Origin of the sequence: uncultured Stenotrophomonas sp. (assembly GCF_963519125.1) — a bacterium.
GTDB lineage: Bacteria > Pseudomonadota > Gammaproteobacteria > Xanthomonadales > Xanthomonadaceae > Stenotrophomonas.
This window is the reverse complement of sequence record NZ_CAUQLJ010000011.1, coordinates 99,271-118,917: the sequence shown is the minus strand read 5'-3', so window position 1 is coordinate 118,917 and position 19,647 is coordinate 99,271. Positions and strand designations below refer to the sequence as shown.

The window sequence follows — 19,647 nt, the reverse complement described above, 5'->3', positions numbered from 1 at the left end:
TCCAGCGTGGATGCCTGCAGCATGCATCGGCTGCCGTCGTCGGCGCATCAAGCCTCAGCGCAGCGACAACGGCTGCTGCGCCAGGATCCGCGCCAGCTTGTTCGGGTTGCGCTGCACCAGGATCTGGGTGATGCGCTCGCCGTCGGTGTCGAACGACATCGCCGAATCCAACTGGTCGCCGAAGTAGCGCAGCAGGCCCATGCGGCCATTGAAGAACACCGGCACCATGCGCAGTTCGGCGCGCCGCCGCAGCGTGGGTGCGAACAGCAGCTGCGCGATGCGTGCGCCGCCCAGCATTGGCTTGGGGAAACTGCTGACGATGCCACCGCCGTCGCCGATCAGCTGCGCCGAGCTGTCCATCAGCGCCATCATCGACTTCAGGTCGGCCTTGTCCAGCGCGTCGGCGAACGCCTGCAGCAGCTGCTGGTGGGTGCGGTGCGGCACCACATGCAGCGGCCGTTCTTCGCGCAGGCGGCTGCGCGCACGGTGCACGATCTGCCGGCAGGCCGCCTCGCTCTTGTCCAGGATCCCGGCGATTTCCGGGTAGTCGCGGTCGAACACATCGTGCAGCAGGAATGCGGCGCGTGCTTCCGGTGCCAACCGTTCGAGGACGGCCAGGAACGCGACCGAAAGATCGCTGGCCGCTTCGTGCAGGCGTTCGGGCGTGTCCGCGTCCTCGGTCGGCACCGGCTCGGGCAGCCAGATACCCACGTACTGTTCGCGGCTGCGCCGGGCCAGGCGCAGTTCGTCGATCGCAATGCGGGTGGCGGTGGCGACCAGCCAGGCTTCGGCGTTCTCGATGGCTGCACGGTCGGTGCCATTCCAGCGCAGCCACACCTCCTGCGCCACGTCTTCGGCCTCGGCCATCGAGCCCAGCATGCGGTAGGCGACGCCCAGCACGCGCGGACGCAGCGAAGTAAACAGGTCGGGAGCGGTTTCCATCGCGGCATTCAACACGAGCAGAGGCCGCAGGAACAGTGCCGGGAGAGGGGCATCGTTCCTGCGGCATGTGCCAACGTCCTCAGTGCGGCGGCAGAACCGCGGGTTTGTCCGCGTCCTTGAGCAGGAACACCACGAATCGCGCCGGTTTGGTGCTGCTGGCATTGCGGCCCACGGTGTGCAGGTCTTCCGGGCCTTCGTGGAAGGCTTCGCCAGGGCCCAGCGTGACCTCGCGACCACCGGCCACGCCCATCACGATGTTGCCCTCCAATACGTAGACAAACCCGTGCGCATCGTGTCGATGTACCGGATCGGCACCGCCCGGTGGGTATTCCACGGTGAGGATCAACGCTTCCTTGCCCGGATATTCGGGCAGGGCTTTGCTCATGACCGATGTCACCACCGGCTCGGGGGCGGCAGGCGCGGGCGAGGCCGCCATCGCGGCGGGGCTGGCGGCAGCCAGCAGCAGCGAGCACAGGAACAGGCGCATGGGTGTGTCTCCGTCAGTTGAGGTCGGCCTTGTCCAGGCCCCAGGCCTTGTCGCGCGAACCCGGCTCGCTGCGGAAGGCGATGTTGATGCGGTTCCATGCATTTATGCCCATTACCGCATGGGTGAGATCGAGCACTTCCTGTTCGGAAAGCTGACCCCGCACGCGCTCGTAGAGCTCGTCCGGCACGCCCTGCGGCGGGAGCTGGGTAAGCACTTCGGTCCAGGCCAGCGCGGCGCGTTCGCGCGGGCTGAACAGGGTGGACTCGCGCCACACAGCGAGGTGGTGCAGGCGAAGCGGACGCTCGCCGTGGATCGTGGCCTGCTTGACGTGCATGTCCACGCAGAAGCCACAGCCATTGAGCTGGGAAGCGCGGATCGCGATCAGGTCCTGGATCGGTTCTTCGATGGTGGTGGCATGCGCGGCCATGCTGTAGTCGAGCAGTTTCTTGAACAGGGCGGGCGCTTGCTTCTGGTAGTCGAGACGTTCGCTCATGGTCGTGTTCCTGGCAGTAGAGGGGGCAGATCAGAGGCTGCAGGCTAGGCCCGGCGCCGCCGCCCCGGTAGCCGGCACGGCGGACGCACCGTGTTGAGCGCAATGCACCAATCCCGGTGGGGTGGGGCTGTCACAGCGCAGTGCGCTGGTCCGTCTGACCGGTATGAGCACCCCGAACGCCACCGATGCCGCAGGCCCGCCGTGCCCCGCCGACCAGGTGTGGACGTCGTTCCTGGTCGCGCTGGACGCCCTGCCGGCCGACGCGCGCCTGCTGCTGTTGCTGCACGACGTGGCCGGGGCATCCATCGAAGAGCTCATGCCCCTGCTTGGACTCTCTGCCGCCGACTGCCGGCAGCGTCTGCAAGCCGCCCATGCCTGCCTGCGCGCCCACGCGCGCCTTCCTGGAGTGCCACCCGCATGTCCCTGACCGAACCGGGCACCGTCGAAGACGGTGTCGATCCGCTCACCACCGGCTTCTCGGCAAGCTATGCCGGCGTAATGGCCTTCATTGCGGTGGCCCATGAGGGCAGCTTCTCGCGCGCGGCCGACCGACTTGGCATCGGCCGCTCGGCGGTCAGCCGCAGCGTGCAGAAGCTGGAAGGGCAGCTCGGCGTGCGCCTGTTCCTGCGCACCACGCGGTCCACCTCGCTGACCCGCGAAGGCGAGCTGTTCCACGACGGCTGTCGGCCCGGCGTGGACCGCATCCTGCAGGCGCTGGAGGAAATGCGCGACCTGCGCGACGGACCGCCCCGCGGCCACCTGCGGGTCAGTGCCAACTACGGCTTTGGCCGCAAGGTGATCGCGCCGCTGCTCTCGGCGTTCCGTGCCCGCTTCCCGGACGTCACGCTGGAGCTTCAGCTGGAAGAGCGCGCGCTGGACCTGGCTGCCGACCGCATCGATGTGGCTTTCCGCGATGGCGTGCTGGAAGACAGCGAGGTGATCGCCAAGCACCTGATCCCGATGCAGCTGCTGGTCTGTGCCGCCCCGGCGTACGTACAGCAGCACGGCCTGCCCGGCACCGTGGCCGAACTGGCCGCGCATGCCTGCATCAGCCAGCGCCAGCCGAACGGGCGCCTGCAGCCCTGGGAGTTCCGCGTGGAGGGTCGCCCCCTCAGCGTGGAGCCGTCCTCGGCGCTGGTGTTCAACGACGCAGACCTGGCGCTGCAGGCGGTACTGCAGGGCCAGGGGTTGGCGCAGCTGCCGAACTACCAGGTGCGTGCGGCGCTGGACGCCGGCCTGGCGGTGAGCTGCCTGGACCAGTACGCGGCCGACGACCGTGGCCATTACCTGTGTTACCTGAGTCGGCGCCAGCTGCCCAAGCGGATCCGCGCCTTCATCGACTTCATCACCAGCGAGGTCCGCGCGCTCGACCTGGACGTGGTGACCCACTGGGAAAGCGTGCAGCAGGCCAGCGCCCCGGCGCGCGACATCGACGCCGGGGCCTGGCGGTGACCCCGATTGGTTCCCGGCGGGCAACAGTGCGCGTCCGTGCGCGGATCTACTGCCGCCGTGGCGGCCTGCCTAGCATCGTCACACGCCCCCGCTCCGGCGGGTCGTCCCCTTCCAGCAGTGGAGCATCCCCATGAAGTTCCTGGTCATCGGCGGCACCGGCCGCATCGGCAGCAAAGTGGTCGACCGCCTGCGCGCGGCCGGGCACGAGATCGTCATTGCCGCGCCCTCCACCGGCATCGACATCATCAGCGGTGAGGGTCTGGACGCGGCCATGGTGGGCACCGACGTGGTCATCGACCTGGCCAACTCGCCGTCGTTCGAGGACGCGGCGGTGCTGTCCTTCTTCCAGACCGCCGGCCACAACATCCTGACGGCCGAAAAGGCGGCGGGTGTGCGCCACCACGTGGCGCTGTCGGTGGTGGGTACCGACAAGCTGGCAGCCAGCGGTTACTTCCGCGGCAAGATCGCGCAGGAAGCGCTGATCCGCGACGCGGGCATCGCCTACACCATCATCCATTCCACACAGTTCTTCGAATTCCTGCCGGGCATCATCCAGTCCGCCGGAGACGCGCTGCGCCTGCCCACCGCACTGGTACAGCCGATCTCGGCCGAGGACGTCGCCGATGCCGTGGCAGCGGTGGCGCAGAAGCCCGCGGTCAATGGCGTGGTGGAGATCGCCGGCCCCGAGCGCGCGCCGATGGACGAACTGGCGCAGCGCTTCATGGACCGCACCGGCGATCCGCGCCGCGTGGTCGGCGACGCGCAGGCCCCGTACTTCGGCGCGCAGCTGCAGGACGACACGCTGGTGCCGGCAGGACAGGCGTGGCTGGGCCGCCAGGGCTTCGACGGCTGGCTGCAGCAGTCCGGACTCGTACAACCCCACTGACCCTCCGCACTGCGTGGATCTGCCATGTCCGACCTGAAGCCGCCGTCGCCCGCCGTTCTCGACAAGTATCGTGGCGACGAGGTGCGCCCGCTCTATACCGGACGGGTACGGGTGCAGGGCGGCGTGACCGGGCACGGTCGCGCCTCGGGTGTGGTGGTGTCCGACGACGGCGCGCTGGAGCTCGACCTGCGCCTGCCGCCGTCGCTGGGTGGTCCCGGCGGCGGCAGCAACCCCGAGCAGCTGCTGGCGGCCGGTTACGCCGCCTGTTTCCACGGTGCCATGAACCTGCTGGCCAGCCGCGCCGGTCTGGTCCTGGTGGACGCGTGCATCGAGGTGGCGGTGACCTTCTCGCGCGATCCGATCGACGGGTTGTACCTGCTGTCGGCCGAGGTGGAGGCGTACCTGCCGGGTCTGGAAAGCAGCGTGGCCGCCGAGCTGGTCCGCAACACCGAACGCGTCTGCCCCTACGCAAAGATGTTCCGCAACGGCATCACCCACGTGGTGAGCGTCGTGCCCACCGCAGCGCCCTGAGCGGCGCTTCCCACTGCTGGAGACAATGATCATGCACGCCGGTCGCTCATACACCTTCACTGAATTCCTGGTCTGGACCCGTCGTCCGCTGTACCTGCTGGCCCTGTGGAACGTGGCACTGGTCGCGCTGTACCAGTGGGGCGGACTGCATTGGCTGACGGTGCCGTGGAACGTGATCTTCATGCTCGGTACCAGCGTGGCGCTGATCGCCGGGTTCAAGAACACCCAGACCTACAACCGGCTGTGGGAAGCGCAGCAGGTGTGGGCGTCGATCACCGCCGCCAGCCGGGTGTGGGGCACCCTGAGCCGCGACTACGTCGCCCATCCGGAACACACCCGTCGGCTGGTGTACCGGCACCTGGCCTGGCTGACCGCGCTGCGCTACCAGATGCGCGACAGCAAGCCATGGGAAACCCAGAAGCTGACGCCGAACGTGGAGTACCGCAAGCATTACGATGTGCCGGAAAAAGCGCGCACGCTGGATGCGGAATTGACCAAGTACGTGACCCCGGACGAGCGCTCGCGCATACTGGGCGCGACCAGCAGGGCCACCGAAGTGCTGTCGCTGCAGGGCGCCGCGCTGCGCCAGCTGCTGGACGACGGACAGATTCCGCAGGCCAGTTTCGCCGAGCTGCAGCGCGTGCTGCGCGACCTGCACGACCAGCAGTCACGCAGCGAGCGCATCAAGAACTACCCGTACCCGCGCCAGTACGCCGTGATCAACGTGATCTTCGTGCGCATCCTGTGCCTGCTGCTGCCACTGGGCATGATCGACCTGCTGGCACCGATGAACGCTACCGTGGGCGGCGCGATGGCCGGGCACATGGTATGGCTGGCGATCCCGCTGGGCGTGCTGGTGTCGTGGATGTACGCCGCGCTGGACCAGGTCGGTGAAAGCAGCGCCAACCCGTTCGAAGGCGGTGCCAACGACATTCCGATCTCGCAGCTGTGCGGCACGGTCGAGAGCGACCTGCGGCAGATGCTGGATGAGCGCGATGTGCCGATCCAGCAGGCGCCTGCCAGCCCCATCGTGATGTAACCACCACCTACCAGGACCGCACACATGAAGATCGTCGTCATCGGAGGCCACGGGCTGATCGGCAGCCGGGTGGTGGAGCATCTGGCCGCTCACGGACACGAGGCGGTGCCCGCATCACGGCGCACCGGCGTGGACGTGCTGACCGGGCAGGGCCTGGTCGCCGCACTACAGGACGCGCAGGTGGTGGTGGATGCCGCCAACGCGCCGATCTTCGATGACCCGCAGGTCGGCGACTTCTTCCAGCGGGCCACCACCCAGCTGCTGGCGGCCTGCGAGCGCGCCGGCGTGGCGCATCTGGTCGGCCTTTCCATCGTGGGTACGCCGTACCTGCAGGACAGCCCCTACTTCCGAGCCAAGGCGGTGCAGGAAGGCCTGATCCGGCAGTCCGGCCTACGCTCGACGCTGGTACGCGCGACCCAGTGCCACGAATTCATGGCCCAGCTGGTGGCGCCACTGGCCCAGCGCCAGCCGCTGCACCTGTCGCCGGCCAAGGTCCAGCCGGTGGCCGCCGATGATCTCGCCGCACTGGTGGCCCAGGTCGCGATGGCCGCACCGGCCCGGCGCATGGTGCAGATCGCCGGCCCCGAGTGCCACCGCCTGTTCGAGCTGGTGGAGCGGGTGATGTACTTCAACCAGGACGACCGCCCGGTCGTCGAAGACCCGGATGCGCGCTACTACGGCGCCCGGCTGAAGGACACCACCCTCACCCCCGAACCCGGCGCGCTGCTGGGCAACACCCGCTTCGGCGACTGGCTGGACAGCCACACGCGCGGACCGCTGCCACTGGTGCACCTGCCCTTGCCCTGATCCGCAGGGAGGGTTCGGTTCGTCATCATCCCGTCGTCTACGCACGCTACAACGTCTGCGTAGTTTGACGGCGCTCAAGGTTCTGCAGAAACACCCCTAAAGTTGCTCCAGCCCAGGCCGATACCGATGCGTCATTCCGCCTGGAGTACGCGATGTCGGCCTTCCCCCGCCGCCTGTGGTTGTCCCTCACCCGACGCGGTGAGTCCGTTCCCGTCCGGCATGCGCTGCGCGACGGGCTGGTTGCTCTGCGCCGGCTGAGCGTGGCGCGCAAGCTGAAGATCAGCGTCGTCGCCTGCGTATCGGGTCTGCTGCTGGTGGCCATGGTGTACGCATGGACACGGTACAACAGCGAGCGTGCCGCAGACACCTATGCCAGCCACCAGCAGGTGGCCGGGCTGGTGGCGGCAGTGGGCACCCAGGTCGCCGACGCACGTCGCCTGCAGACCCGCTATGCGACCAGCTTCGACGATGCCGACCGCCAGGCGCTGCAGCAGGCCCGGCAGCGCCTGCAGGACTCGCTCGCCGAGCTGCAGCGCGCCGCCGCAGGCAATGGCAGGGCGGACGCGCTGCAGGCACTGGCCGCACGCATCGCCGAGTTCGCCGACGGCATCACCGCGTTGAACGCACGCGTGGATGAAATGGGGCATGGCCAGGAAAACCTGCGCGCGCAGGTCGAGGCCGCCGCAACCGCGATGGAAGATGCCCTGGCCACGGTGCAGCGTCCGATGCTGGACGCGCAATGGCAGGCGATCCGCCGACAGGAGGCGTTGCTGCTGCTCACCGGCGATTCCGCCCACACCGACCGCGCCAGCGAGGGCAAGCTGCCGTTCGAGCTGGCGGTCGCAGCGCCGGGTCTGCCTTCCGACGCGCAGGACGCGCTGCGCGCGGCGATGGACGCGTACCAGGGCGCACTGCTGGGCTACACCGCCGCCCGGGTCGGCCTGGACATCGAGGCGCAGTCGCTGGCCGACACCGCTGCGCAGATCGCACCCAGTCTGGAACAGGTCCAGCAGGCGCAGGCCGCGTCGCTGGAAGCGGCGCGCGGTCGACTGCAGAGCCAGGCGCGAACCATGACGGCCGTGTTCGCGGTGACCCTGTTGCTGGTGGCGCTGCTGCTGGTCGCCACCCTCCTGCTGACCCTGCAGGCAGTGAAGCGCCCGATCGCCGACACCCTGCGCTTTGCCGAAGACATCGCCGAAGATCGGCTGGACACCATGCTGGTCGTACGCAACCCGCATGACGAGTTCGGACAGTTGGCGCAGCGGCTGCTGCACATGCAGGGCCGGCTGCGCAGCCGGATCGAGGCCGAGCGTGCGGCCGCGCGCGACAACACCCGCGCCCGCCAGGCGCTGGACAGCGCCCAGACCGGCTTGATGGTGCTCGAGCCGGACGGCAGCATCGGCTTCCTCAACCGCGCGCTCTGTGGCGCGCTGGAGTGCACGCCGGAACAGTGGCGCGGCCAGCCTGCGCATCGGCTGCATCCGGTATTCGCCAACGTGGCCGCACAACTGCAGCGTGGCCACGGCAGCGTCCATGAAGTCGAGCAGGGCGGTGTCCGCTACCAGCTGGTGCTCAATCTGATCCTGGACCAGGACCAGCTGCTCGGCGCGGCAGTGGAGTGGCGCAGCCGCGCACTGGAAACCACGGTAGAAACCGAGGTGGCCGCCCTGGTGGACGCGGCCGCGCACGGCGAGCTGGACGCGCGCATCGCCGTGCACGACAAGCAGGGCTTCGTACTGACCCTGGCGGTCAGCATCAACCGGTTGCTGGACACCTTCCAGGGCAACCTCGCCGGGCTGCAGGTGCTGCTGTCGGGTCTCGCACGGGGCGACCTTGGCCTGCGCATGCAGGGCGACTTCCAGGGGGTGTTCGCGCAGATGCGCGACGACGCCAACGCCAGCGTGCAGCAGCTTTCCGACATCGTGGTGCGCATCCAGCAGGCCACCGGCGCCATCCATGGTGCGGCCGACGAGATCGTTGCCGGCAATCGCGACCTGGCCGAGCGCACCGAGCGCCAGGCGGCACATCTGGAAGAAACCGCCTCGTCGATGGAAGAACTCACCGCGACGGTTCGCCAGAACGCGGACTCCGCGCTGCAGGCCAACCGGCTGGCGGTGGGTGCCGGGGACATCGCGGTGGAAGGCGGCAGCGCCGTCGCGCAGGTGGTGGCGACCATGCACGACATCGCCGCATCGTCGCGCCGGATCGGTGACATCACCGGGGTGATCGACGGCATTGCGTTCCAGACCAACATCCTGGCGCTCAATGCAGCGGTGGAAGCCGCGCGTGCCGGCGAGCAGGGCCGCAGCTTCGCGGTGGTGGCTGGCGAAGTGCGGCTGCTGGCCCAGCGCAGCGCCGACGCCGCGCGCCAGATCAAGACCCTGATCGAAGCATCGGTGGAGAAGGTGAATGCGGGTACCCGCCAGGTCGACCAGGCCGGCGCGACCATGACCCGCATTGTCAGCAGCGTGGAACAGGTCACTGCGATCACGGCCAGCATTTCCGCCGCGTCCCAGCAGCAGAGCGAAGGGATCGAACAGGTCGGCAAGACCCTGCTGCAGATGGATGGCAGCACCCAGCAGAATGCCGCGATGGTCGAGGAGGCCAGTGCATCGGCACAGGCCATGCAGCGACAAGCCGGCCAGTTGTCCGAAGCGGTGGCTGCCTTCGTGCTGGAACGACCGGCGGAGCCCGTCACCAGGCGCATGCGCGCGGTGGGTATGCTGGGTGCATGAGCACCCGCAAGAAGCCCGTTTCATCCCACGTTGCCGCTGACGCGTTCGTGCGTGTTCGCGGCGCCCGCGAACACAACCTCAAGAACGTCGACGTGGACATCCCACGCGACGCGCTGGTGGTGTTCTCCGGCATTTCCGGTTCCGGCAAGTCGTCGCTGGCCTTCGGCACGCTGTACGCCGAGGCGCAGCGGCGTTACCTGGAATCGCTGTCGCCGTACGCGCGGCGGCTGATCGACCAGGTCGGCGTTCCCGACGTGGAGGCCATCGAAGGCCTGCCTCCGGCGGTGGCGTTGCAGCAACAGCGCGGCACCGCCAGCGTGCGTTCCAGCGTGGGCAGCGTGACCACCCTGTCCAGCCTGCTGCGCATGCTGTACTCGCGCGCCGGTACGTATCCTGCGAAACAGCCGATGCTGTACGCCGAGGATTTCTCGCCGAACACGCCGCAGGGTGCCTGCCCGAACTGCCATGGGCTGGGTCACGTGTATGAAGTGACCGAACAGTCGATGGTGCCCGACCCGTCGCTGAGCATCCGCGAACGCGCCATCGCTGCGTGGCCACCGGCCTGGCACGGGCAGAACCAGCGCGACATCCTGGTCACACTCGGCTACGACGTCGACATCCCCTGGCGCGACCTGCCGAAGAAGCAGCGCGACTGGATCCTGTTCACCGAAGAGCAGCCGGTGGTGCCGGTGTATGCCGGCTTCACCCCGGCCGAAACCCGCGCGGCCGTGCGGCGCAAGGAAGAGCCCAGCTACATGGGCACCTTCAGCGGCGCACGACGCTATGTGCTGCACACCTTCGCCACCACCCAGAGCGCCATGATGAAAAAGCGCGTGGCGCGCTACATGGTCGGTACGGTGTGCCCGGTGTGCGACGGCAAGCGCCTGAAGCGCGCGTCGCTGTCGGTAACGTTCGCCGGGCTGGACATCGGGGCGCTGTCGCAGCTGTCATTGGCGGCCATGGCCGATGCGCTGCGACCGGCTGCCGAAGGCAGATTCGAAGCGCCTGCGGCACGCGCACCGCGCAGCCGTGCCGCCGGGCGCAAGGCCGAGCAGCAGCGCGTGGCCGCCGGCGGCCTGCAGCACGCGGGCAGCAGCGACGTGCGTCGTACGCCGGACCTCTCCGAGGAAAAGCGCATCGCCGCACAGCGCATCGCGCAGGATCTGGTGGAGCGCATCGCCACGCTGGAAGCGCTGGGGCTGGGCTACCTGTCGATGGACCGCGCAACGCCCACGTTGTCGCCGGGCGAGCTGCAGCGGCTGCGTCTGGCCACCCAGATCCGTTCCAGCCTGTTCGGCGTGGTGTACGTCCTCGACGAACCGACCGCCGGCCTGCATCCGGCCGATGGCGAGGCGCTGTATGACGCACTGGAGCAGCTCAAGGCCGGTGGCAACACGCTGTTCGTGGTCGAGCACGACCTGGAGATGCTGCGCCGCGCGGACTGGCTGGTGGACGTGGGCCCCGGTGCCGGCCAGCACGGCGGGCAGGTGCTGTACAGCGGTGTGCCGGAGGGGCTGCGCGCGGTGAAGGCGTCGGCGACCGCGCCGTACCTGTTCAACACCCACCCGGCCAGGCGACGCACACCGCGCGAACCGGCCGGCTGGCTGGAGCTGCGCGGTGTCCATCGCAACAACCTGCACGGGTTGGATGCACGCTTCCCGCTAAGCGCGTTCTGCGCGGTCACCGGCGTGTCCGGCTCCGGCAAGTCCAGCCTGGTCAGCCAGGCACTGGTGGAGCTGGTCGGCGACTACCTCGGCCATGAGCCGCCGGCGGCGGACACCGACGACGACCTGCCGCAGCCGAGCCGGATCGAACGTACGCGCGGTCGCCTGCACGCCGGGCAGGCTGCGATCAAGCGACTGGTCAACGTCGACCAGAAGCCTATCGGGCGCACCCCGCGTTCCAACCTGGCTACTTACACCGGCCTGTTCGACCACGTGCGAAAGCTGTTCGCTGCCACGCGTACGGCCAAGGCGCGGCGGTACAGTGCCAGCCGCTTCTCCTTCAACATGGCGCAGGGTCGCTGCGAAACCTGCGAAGGCGAAGGCTTCGTGCACGTGGAACTGCTGTTCATGCCCAGCGTGTACGCGCCATGCCCGACCTGCCACGGCCAGCGTTACAACGCCAAAACCCTGGAAGTGGAATGGAACGGCCGCAACATCGCGCAGGTACTCGCGATGACGGTAGAGGAAGCGCTGGCGTTCTTCGTCGACGAAGCCGTCGTGCAACGCCCGCTGCAGCTGCTTCGCGACATCGGCCTGGGCTACCTGCGGCTGGGCCAACCGGCCACCGAACTGTCCGGCGGCGAAGCGCAGCGCATCAAGCTGGCCACCGAACTGCAGCGCAGCCAGCACGGCAACACCCTCTACGTGCTGGACGAACCCACCACCGGCCTGCATCCGGCCGACGTGGACAAGCTGATGGCGCAGCTGCACGGCCTGGTCGATGCCGGCAACACGGTGGTGGTGGTCGAGCACGACCTGCGCGTGGTGGCCGACACCGACTGGGTGATCGATGTAGGTCCCGGCGCGGGGGAGCAGGGCGGCCAGGTGGTCGCTGCGGGTACGCCCGAGCAGGTGGGTCGTTCGAAACAGGGAAAGACCGCCCCCTACCTGCGCCGCTTCTTTACCTGAGGCTCGCCCATTCCTCTACTTCGCCTGCGGCGAACGGCCCGAGCTTCTGTTTGACGATCCTGCCCTCGGCATCCACCAGCACCGAATACGGCAGCAGGCCCTGCGCATTGCCGAGCCGCACGCTCGCGTCATCCGGCGCGGGCTGCTCGATCACGATGGGGTAGCTCACCGGCACCTGTTGCAGGTAATCGCGCACGCCGTCGGGCGTATCGATGGCCAGGCCGACCACCTGCACGCCGTCGCTGGGCTGTGCGGCAGCGAAGGCGGCCAGCATCGGCATTTCCTCGATGCAGGGGCCGCACCAGCTGGCCCAGACGTTGATCAGCAGCGGACGGCCGTGGAAACGGGCGAAATCCACCGTCGCACCGTCTACGTCGGGCAGGGCGATCGCCGGCATCGGATCGCCGGGCCGGGCCGGGACCGCGGCAGGACGTTCCACCGCAGCAGACCGGGGTTGCTGTGGTTCACGCGCGAACTGGTACAGGCCGGTGCCAAGCCCCAGCGCTGCCGCGATCAGCCCTACCACCAGCAGCGACCGGCGCGGCGGTGCGCTCATCGTGCAGTGCGAAGCAGCGCTTCTTCGACCAGCGCCTGGGTCAGCACGGTCGGCAGCACCGTCGGCGGCGCGCCGGGACCATAGACCACGTACAGCGGCACGCCGACCGCTTTGTGTTCATCCAGGAATGCGGTGATCTGTTCATCGACATTGGTGTAGTCGCCGCGCATGTACACGGCGTTGGTCCGGCGCAGGGTTTCTTCGAACGCGTGGGTGCCGAGCACCGCACGTTCGTTGGCCTTGCAGGTCACGCACCAGTCGGCGGTCATGTTGACGAACACCACGCGGTTGTCCTGGCGCAGGCGGTCGAGCATCTGCGGCGAGTAGGCCACCACGTTGTCGGCGGTGGGCGCCGCGGTCTTGCCCGGGGCATCGATGCGGGTCACCGCCCACACCGGCACCAGCGCGCCCAGCAGCAGCACCAGGGCCAGCACTGCACCCACCCGCTGGCTGCGCCAGCGGCTGCGCTCGAACCACCACAGCGCCAGGCCCAGCACCACCAGCCCGGCCAGCACCAGCGCCATCGCGTCCACGCCGCGCTGCTTGCCCAGCACCCACAGCAGCCACAGCGCGGTGCCGTACATCGGGAAGGCCAGCACCTGCTTCAGCGTTTCCATCCATGCGCCGGGGCGCGGCAGGCGCCTGGCCAGCGAGGGCACGAAGCCGATCAACAGGAACGGCAGCGCCAGGCCCAGGCCCAGCACCAGGAACACCAGCATGGCCGGCAGTGCCGGCGCGGTGAACGCGTAGGCCAGTGGCGCACCCATGAACGGCGCCACGCACGGGCTGGCGACCACGCAGGCGAGCACGCCGGTGAAGAAATCGCCGACCGGGCCGCTGCGCGAGGCCAGCGACTGGCCCACGCCACCGAGGCTGCCGCCGAGGGTGAACACGCCCGACAGGCTCAGGCCCACGGTGAACATCAGGTACACCAGCGCGGCGATGAACCACGGGTGCTGCAGCTGGAAGCCCCACCCTGCAGCCTGGCCGGCCGCACGCAGGGCCAGCACCAGCGCGCCGATCGCCGCGAACGCCACCAGCACGCCGGCGGTGTACCAGAGCGCATGGCTGCGCGCGCGCTGGCGGCTTTCACCGCTCTGCGCCACGCCCAGCACCTTCAGCGACAGGATCGGCAGCACGCACGGCATCAGGTTGAGGATCAGGCCACCGGCCAGCGCCAGCAGCAGCGCGGCGATCAGGGTGGTCGGGGTGGCGCCGCTGCTGCCCGGCGGGGGCGTGCGCTGCGCATTGTCGGCGCTGGCATCGGGCGTCTCGGCCTGCGTCGCATCCGCCACCGGCTCGTTCGGGCGGATCAGCATCGGCTGGGTGGCGACGCCGTTGGCCTCGCGCGCCTGCGGGCGCTTGTCACGGCTCACCAGTGGCGCAATCACGTCGTTGCGCCGCACGGCTTCATCGGCGCTGGCGTTGATCTTGCCGGCCGGCAGCGCCAGTTTCACGCGGCGCGTCATCGGCGGGTAGCAGATCCCGTCGGTCTGGCAGCCCTGGAAGGTGATCACCAGGGTCGCCTCGGCGGCGTCGGCGACGCTGCGACGCAGCGGCAGTGTCACCTCCGTCTGGTCGAAGTACACCGACACGTCGCCGAAGTGTTCATCGCGGTGCGACTTGGCCGCTGGCCAGCGCGGTGTGTCGGCGCGGATGCCGGGGGCGCCTTCCAGTTTCAGCGAGGTGCGGTCGCGGTACAGGTAATACCCCGGCGCCGGGCTGAAACGCAGCAGCACGGTGTTGCCATCGCCGACGATGGCTTCGAAGCCGAATGCGCGCTCGGAAGGCAGCGGCAGCGCCTGGGTGTTGGCCGTTCCGGGCAGACGCAGCCCACCGGCAGCATCGCCGCCCAGCGCGGTGTTGAACGGCGAGGCCGCCGCGCCGTTGAAGGCCGGGGTTATCGCAGTGTCGCCGCGACCGGTACCGCCCGGCAGCTTCACCTTCAGGCTGCGCTTCTGCGGCGGGTAGCACACGCCCGCATCGGCGCAGCCCTGGTAACGCACTTCCAGCGTGACCGTGCCGGCGTCATTGGTGGCCTTGCCCGGCAATACGGCGACAAGACGGTCGCGGTAGGTTTCCACTTCGCCGAAGAAATCGTCGTGGTGCTTCTTGCCGGCCGGCATCTGCAGCGCTTCGGCGCTGAAGGCCGCGTCGCTCTTGACCGTGGTGCGGTGGCGGTACAGGTAGTAGCCCGGGGCAATCTTCCAGCTGACCTCGATGTGCCCGCGGTCTCGCGCCTGCGCACTCAGCCCGAAGGCCTCGTCCACCGGCAGCAAGTCTTTCTCGCTGACGGCCAAGGCCGGCAGCGACACCACGAACAGCGCGCACAGCGCGGCAAAGCGACCAAACAGCGTCATCAATCGGTTTCCTCTCGGGTCTGGGCCCGAATCCAATCCAGGTAGGCCGGCAGGCCAGCGCGGGTTTCGACCGCGACGCACTCGGGGAGTTCATACGGGTGCAGCATCTGCACCCGGGCGATGGCCGCATCCAGGCGGCTGCCGGTGGTCTTGATCAGCAGTTGGACCTCATGGTCCTCGGTGACCTCGCCATGCCAGCGGTAGGTCGAGTGCGCCCCGTCCAGCCGCGTCACGCACGCGGCCAGGCGTTCTTCCACCAGCGCATGCGCCAGCCGGGCGGCGGTGGCCGCGTCGGGGCAGGTGGTCAGAAGAATGAATACGGAATCGGCGGTCGACATGACCGCCGATTATAGGGATGGAATTCCACCGCTGCCGGCCGGCCCCAGGGGGGGCCGGCCGACACGACCGTGCGACGCCGGCCGTTGGCCGGCTCCGCCAAATCCCTCAGTTCGCCAGCTGGCAGCTGGTCGGCTTCGCCGATGTGAACAGCGCCGGGGTGGCCCACTCAGGGTGGTCGATGAACGGATTGCGGTTGCCCTGGAAGCTGAAGACCACCTCATTGCGGGCCTTTTCAGCCGCGTTCGGCGGGTCGGCCAGGTGCCACTCAATGAGGGTCGAGAGCAGCCCCATGTAGGCCGGCGAGGACGAGGTCTTGACGATCTTGTTGCGGTCGTCGGTCAGCTCGAGGTCCGGTTCGGACTGCCCGGTGGCCGCGTCCTTGCCGCCCTCATAACGGATCGCCATGTACATCACCGCACGCGCCATGTCGCCCTTGCGCTGGCCCCACACTTCGAAAGTGCCGGCATTGCCGTCCGGGCTGCGGACCCAGTTGGAGTTGCCCGGATACCCGCCACTGCCACCGCCCTGGCCGTTGTTGTTCTCGGTGGCGCGCTCGCCGCAGTTGACGTCGCAGGTGGCGAACGGCTTGTTGCCGCGGTCCGCGTTCCACTGCGCGTCGGTCAGGTACAGCATGTGGGTATCGGTGTAGGGCGCATACGGCAGGCCCTTGTCGCCGGTGGTGCTGGCAAAGCCCAGCGAGTTCGGCCAGGTGTGCTCGCGGTTGTAGGTCAGGCCGCTGCCGGTGCCCGCGCGGTCGCTGACCTTGGCATAGCTGCGGTTGCGGTACGCATCCAGGATCCGGCCGCTGTTGTTGGGATCCTCATCGGCGATTTCCAGGATGGTCCAGGTGCTGGTTCCCGAGCCGCTGTACGGATACGAGGTGTGGCCCTTGATCGTCTCATGCAGCGAACAACGCAGCTGGCTCGGGCTGGAGGTGTTCACCTTCGAGTAGTAGCTGCCCGGGTCCGGGTCGGGACCGGGATCGGTGCCGCCCCCGGCGGCCACGTTGAAGGCGATGCGGGTGTCCGCGGCCGGGCGGGCGCCCTGCGCGTCCTTGATCCGGGCGGCCCGGATATCGAACCGGCAGGCTTCACCGGCGACCAGCGCGGTGTTGGTGGACAGGGTGAAGGTGGTGCCGCTGGTGGCATGGGTGAGCGGCACGCTGCCGGACTGGCCGCAGCTGAGCACGAACGCGCCGCTGCTGACCGTGACGCTCTCGCTGAAGGTCACGGCCAGGTCGGCGGCGGCGGGGAAGGTGGTGGCGCCCTGCTCCGGGGTGGTGGTGCGCACGGAGGGCGGGGTATTCGGACCGGTGCCGCCGCTGCCACTGAAGGTCTGGCCGTTGTTGCAGGCGCCGAAGGTCTGCGCCGCCGAGGCCGCCCAGGTGAAGTGGGCGTACTGGCTGCCGCTGCCGGTGAGCTGCAGCGAGGTACCCGGCGCGGTGCTGTTGGTCTCGCTGACCGGGATGTTCTGGCTGGTCAGCCCTGCCGCCGGACCGCTGGCCGCGGTGACCGTGCCTTCATAGCTGATGAACTGCACCACCTTGCCACTGCCATCGACCAGCGCGATGCCGTCGTTGGCGCCGTTCTGCAGGCCGTTGGTGGGGTAGGTGACGGTGGCGATGCTGGCCTTGCCACAGCCGGCGGCGGTGCCGGCCGGTACCGGGTTGCTGGCATAGACCGTGGCGGCGGAGGGAGTGCTGCCGTTGTACAGGTACAGCGTGTAGCTGCCGAGGTCCTCGCCGCCGGTGGCGACCACCTCGATGGCTTCGCCAACGTCCCCGGCCGGGGTGCTGTCGTCGTAGTGCAGTTCGTTTATGAATACGTCGGCCCAGGCGGGACTGGCGGCCAGCGCCAGCAGGCACCCCAGGGAAAGCGGTGTGAGCAACCTCATCTACGGCTCCTTGTGATTGGGTTTTGCCCGCCGAATCTAGCCAATCCATATGACACATCTATCGATATGTCGTAATCAGCACGCCGCACTGGGACGTGCGTCAAGAAATTGGCGGAACTTTGTCGGGTTGAGCCTCTCCGACGTTTCCCCATCCGCGAATAATTCGGGTCCGGCCCCTTGAAAGGCACCTGTGGGCCACCATCTCTGCCCTGTCCCGCACTGGCGGGTTTTTTCACGAGCGGTGCTGGCAGTCACCTGGGGTGAGTGCTAACATCGCCGGACTTTTTCAGCTCAATCAATCACTTAAGAGGTCCCACATGAACATCAAGCCGCTTCACGACCGCGTTGTGGTCAAGCCCATCGAAGCCGACGAAGTTTCCGCCGGCGGCATCGTGATCCCGGACTCGGCCAAGGAAAAGTCGACCAAGGGTGAAGTCGTGGCCGTGGGCACCGGCAAGGCGCTGGACAACGGCAGCGTGCGCGCCCCGGCGCTGAAGGTCGGCGACAAGGTCATCTACGGCCAGTACGCCGGCAGCAGCTACAAGAGCGAAGGCGTGGAATACAAGGTCCTGCGCGAAGACGACATCCTCGCCGTCATCGGCTGATTGATGCTGCCGGGCCCAGCGCCCGGCCACCTGCCCCCCAATTATTCAGAAGGTAATCGCAATGGCTGCCAAGGAAATTCGTTTCGGTGAAGACGCCCGTTCGCGCATGGTGCGCGGCGTCAACGTTCTCGCCAATGCCGTCAAGGCCACCCTGGGCCCGAAGGGCCGCAACGTCGTGCTGGAAAAGAGCTTCGGCGCGCCGACCATCACCAAGGACGGCGTCTCCGTCGCCAAGGAAATCGAACTGGCTGACAAGTTCGAGAACATGGGCGCGCAGATGGTGAAGGAAGTCGCTTCCCGCACCAACGACGACGCGGGCGACGGCACCACCACCGCCACCGTACTGGCCCAGGCCCTGATCCGCGAAGGCGCCAAGGCTGTGGCCGCCGGCATGAACCCGATGGACCTCAAGCGCGGTATCGACAAGGCCGTCGTGGCCGCCGTTGCCGAGCTGAAGACCATCTCCAAGCCGACCGCCGACGACAAGGCAATTGCCCAGGTCGGCACCATCTCGGCCAACTCGGACGAGTCGATCGGCCAGATCATCGCCGACGCGATGAAGGAAGTCGGCAAGGAAGGCGTGATCACCGTTGAAGAAGGCTCGGGCCTGGACAACGAGCTGGACGTGGTCAAGGGCATGCAGTTCGACCGCGGCTACCTGTCCCCGTACTTCATCAACAACCAGCAGTCGCAGACCGCTGACCTGGATGACCCGTTCATCCTGCTGCACGACAAGAAGATCTCCAACGTCCGTGACCTGCTGCCGGTGCTGGAAGGCGTCGCCAAGGCCGGCAAGCCGCTGCTGATCGTGGCCGAAGAAGTCGAAGGCGAAGCGCTGGCCACCCTGGTGGTCAACACCATCCGTGGCATCGTCAAGGTCGTGGCCGTCAAGGCTCCGGGCTTCGGCGACCGTCGCAAGGCGATGCTGGAAGACATGGCCGTGCTGACCGGCGGCACCGTGATCTCCGAAGAAGTTGGCCTGTCGCTGGAAAAGGCCACCATCAAGGACCTCGGCCGCGCCAAGAAGGTGCAGGTTTCCAAGGAAAACACCACCATCATCGATGGCGTGGGTGACAAGGCTGCCGTCGATGCACGCGTCGGCCAGATCAAGACCCAGATCCAGGACACCTCCTCCGATTACGATCGCGAGAAGCTGCAGGAACGCGTGGCCAAGCTGGCCGGCGGCGTTGCCGTGATCAAGGTCGGCGCTTCGACCGAAATCGAAATGAAGGAAAAGAAGGATCGCGTCGACGACGCCCTGCACGCGACCCGTGCAGCCGTTGAAGAAGGCGTGGTCCCGGGCGGCGGCGTTGCCCTGGTCCGTGCGGTCACCGCACTGGCCGGCCTGAAGGGTGCCAACGAAGACCAGAACCACGGCATCCAGATCGCCCTGCGCGCGATGGAAGCCCCGCTGCGTGAAATCGTCGCCAACGCCGGCGAAGAGCCGTCCGTGATCGTCAACAAGGTCAAGGAAGGCACCGGCAGCTACGGCTACAACGCCGCCAGCGGCGAGTTCGGCGACATGCTGGCCTTCGGCATCCTGGACCCGACCAAGGTGACCCGCTCGGCCCTGCAGAACGCAGCCTCCATCGCCGGCCTGATGATCACCACCGAAGCAATGGTGGCTGAGGCGCCGAAGAAGGACGAGCCGGCCATGGGCGGCGGCGGCATGGGCGGCATGGGTGGCATGGGCGGCATGGACTTCTAAGTCCACGCACCCGCGACACCCTGTCGTGATGCACACGAAGAACCCCGCCGCGAGGCGGGGTTTTTTGTGTGCGACACACGGCCGCAGTTGCGAATGAAACATTTTGCGTCGCACAAAAGCTGTGCTATCAATAGTCCCCAATGAACGCACGCCACGCCAATTCCTACTTTTGGTATTACTT

17 protein-coding genes are annotated in these 19,647 nt (G+C 68.0%); 10 read left to right on the top strand and 7 right to left on the bottom strand.

Annotation, left to right across the window (positions count from 1 at the left end; genetic code table 11):
• Positions 1–54 precede the first annotated feature (54 nt).
• The 3 genes from RYM47_RS11510 to RYM47_RS11500 all read right to left on the bottom strand — a co-directional run bounded on the left by RYM47_RS11510 (position 55) and on the right by RYM47_RS11500 (position 1,922).
• The gene (locus RYM47_RS11510) at positions 55–942 is read right to left on the bottom strand and encodes an RNA polymerase sigma-70 factor (protein ID WP_315388020.1); all 888 of its coding nucleotides are present in this window, start codon (positions 940–942) and stop codon (positions 55–57) included.
• A gap of 79 nt (positions 943–1,021) precedes the next feature.
• On the bottom strand, positions 1,022–1,429 hold the full coding sequence (locus RYM47_RS11505) for a cupin domain-containing protein (RefSeq protein WP_315388019.1): 408 nt from the start codon (positions 1,427–1,429) through the stop codon (positions 1,022–1,024).
• A 13-nt stretch (positions 1,430–1,442) separates the two neighbouring features.
• Entirely contained in the window at positions 1,443–1,922 is a 480-nt protein-coding gene (locus RYM47_RS11500) for a carboxymuconolactone decarboxylase family protein (RefSeq protein WP_315388018.1), read from the bottom strand.
• Between the two features lie 163 nt (positions 1,923–2,085).
• Between RYM47_RS11500 and RYM47_RS11495 the strand changes: the two genes are divergently transcribed.
• The 8 genes from RYM47_RS11495 (at position 2,086) to RYM47_RS11460 (ending at position 12,005) form a co-directional block, all read left to right on the top strand.
• On the top strand, positions 2,086–2,349 hold the full coding sequence (locus tag RYM47_RS11495; protein ID WP_315388017.1) for a transcriptional regulator: 264 nt from the start codon (positions 2,086–2,088) through the stop codon (positions 2,347–2,349).
• Entirely contained in the window at positions 2,340–3,374 is a 1,035-nt protein-coding gene (locus RYM47_RS11490) for a LysR family transcriptional regulator (protein WP_315388016.1), read from the top strand. Before RYM47_RS11495 ends, RYM47_RS11490 begins: the two co-directional genes overlap by 10 nt.
• Positions 3,375–3,504: 130 nt before the next feature.
• Positions 3,505–4,260 carry an SDR family oxidoreductase gene (locus tag RYM47_RS11485; protein WP_315388015.1) on the top strand — a complete coding sequence of 252 codons (756 nt, stop codon included), beginning with the start codon at positions 3,505–3,507 and terminating at the stop codon, positions 4,258–4,260.
• A gap of 24 nt (positions 4,261–4,284) precedes the next feature.
• Positions 4,285–4,791, top strand: a complete 507-nt coding sequence (locus tag RYM47_RS11480; RefSeq protein ID WP_102946017.1) for an Ohr family peroxiredoxin — start codon at positions 4,285–4,287, stop codon at positions 4,789–4,791.
• Positions 4,792–4,816: 25 nt separating this feature from the next.
• Positions 4,817–5,830 carry a bestrophin family ion channel gene (locus RYM47_RS11475; protein WP_315388013.1) on the top strand — a complete coding sequence of 338 codons (1,014 nt, stop codon included), beginning with the start codon at positions 4,817–4,819 and terminating at the stop codon, positions 5,828–5,830.
• 24 nt (positions 5,831–5,854) lie between these two features.
• Positions 5,855–6,637: an NAD(P)H-binding protein gene (locus RYM47_RS11470; RefSeq protein ID WP_315388012.1), complete on the top strand. Its 783-nt coding sequence runs from the start codon at positions 5,855–5,857 to the stop codon at positions 6,635–6,637.
• A gap of 152 nt (positions 6,638–6,789) precedes the next feature.
• Complete coding sequence (locus tag RYM47_RS11465; protein WP_315388011.1) at positions 6,790–9,372, top strand: methyl-accepting chemotaxis protein; 2,583 nt, start codon at positions 6,790–6,792, stop codon at positions 9,370–9,372.
• Positions 9,369–12,005 (top strand): excinuclease ABC subunit UvrA, encoded by a 2,637-nt coding sequence (locus RYM47_RS11460; protein ID WP_315388010.1) that lies wholly within the window; start codon positions 9,369–9,371, stop codon positions 12,003–12,005. The genes RYM47_RS11465 and RYM47_RS11460 overlap by 4 nt, the downstream gene beginning before the upstream one ends.
• On the opposite strand, the gene RYM47_RS11455 is transcribed toward RYM47_RS11460, so the two are convergent.
• The 4 genes from RYM47_RS11455 to RYM47_RS11440 form a co-directional block, all read right to left on the bottom strand.
• Positions 11,998–12,561 (bottom strand): TlpA disulfide reductase family protein, encoded by a 564-nt coding sequence (locus RYM47_RS11455; protein WP_315388008.1) that lies wholly within the window; start codon positions 12,559–12,561, stop codon positions 11,998–12,000. The genes RYM47_RS11460 and RYM47_RS11455 overlap by 8 nt on opposite strands.
• Complete coding sequence (locus RYM47_RS11450) at positions 12,558–14,921, bottom strand: protein-disulfide reductase DsbD domain-containing protein (RefSeq protein WP_315388006.1); 2,364 nt, start codon at positions 14,919–14,921, stop codon at positions 12,558–12,560. The genes RYM47_RS11455 and RYM47_RS11450 overlap by 4 nt, the downstream gene beginning before the upstream one ends.
• The gene (cutA, locus tag RYM47_RS11445) at positions 14,921–15,259 is read right to left on the bottom strand and encodes a divalent cation tolerance protein CutA (RefSeq protein WP_315388003.1); all 339 of its coding nucleotides are present in this window, start codon (positions 15,257–15,259) and stop codon (positions 14,921–14,923) included. The genes RYM47_RS11450 and cutA overlap by 1 nt, the downstream gene beginning before the upstream one ends.
• A 106-nt stretch (positions 15,260–15,365) precedes the next feature.
• Positions 15,366–17,153 carry an endonuclease gene (locus RYM47_RS11440; protein WP_315388002.1) on the bottom strand — a complete coding sequence of 596 codons (1,788 nt, stop codon included), beginning with the start codon at positions 17,151–17,153 and terminating at the stop codon, positions 15,366–15,368.
• 317 nt (positions 17,154–17,470) lie between these two features.
• Between RYM47_RS11440 and RYM47_RS11435 the strand changes: the two genes are divergently transcribed.
• Complete coding sequence (locus RYM47_RS11435) at positions 17,471–17,758, top strand: co-chaperone GroES (RefSeq protein WP_070207620.1); 288 nt, start codon at positions 17,471–17,473, stop codon at positions 17,756–17,758.
• A 61-nt stretch (positions 17,759–17,819) separates the two neighbouring features.
• Positions 17,820–19,466 carry a chaperonin GroEL gene (groL, locus tag RYM47_RS11430; protein WP_315388000.1) on the top strand — a complete coding sequence of 549 codons (1,647 nt, stop codon included), beginning with the start codon at positions 17,820–17,822 and terminating at the stop codon, positions 19,464–19,466.
• The last annotated feature ends 181 nt before the right edge of the window (positions 19,467–19,647 follow it).